Origin of the sequence: Oceanibaculum nanhaiense, assembly GCF_002148795.1 — a bacterium.
In the GTDB taxonomy this organism is placed as follows: domain Bacteria; phylum Pseudomonadota; class Alphaproteobacteria; order Oceanibaculales; family Oceanibaculaceae; genus Oceanibaculum; species Oceanibaculum nanhaiense.
The window spans coordinates 1-311 of record NZ_MPOB01000040.1; the positions used below are offsets into that span (position 1 = coordinate 1).

Below are 311 nucleotides of genomic sequence, written 5' to 3' on the forward strand. Positions count from 1 at the left end.
CCACGCAGCAGCGCGCCGATATTGTCGCCAGCCTCGCCGCTGTCCAGCAGCTTGCGGAACATCTCGACGCCGGTCACCACCGTCTTCGTGGTGTCCTTCAGGCCGACGATCTCGACTTCCTCGCCAACCTTCACGATGCCACGCTCGACGCGGCCGGTCACCACCGTGCCACGGCCGGAAATCGAGAACACGTCCTCGATCGGCATCAGGAACGGCAGGTCCTTCGCGCGCTCGGGCTGCGGGATGTAGCGATCGACCTCGGCCATCAGCTCCAGGATCGCCTCGCGGCCCAGCTTCGGATCGCTGTCTTC

At 65.9% G+C, this 311-nt stretch carries 1 protein-coding gene; it reads right to left on the minus strand.

Going from position 1 to position 311, the window contains the following annotated elements; translation table 11 throughout:
* On the minus strand, positions 1-311 hold a 311-nt coding region (locus BKM74_RS18415; protein ID WP_245826003.1), incomplete at both ends, for an EF-Tu/IF-2/RF-3 family GTPase.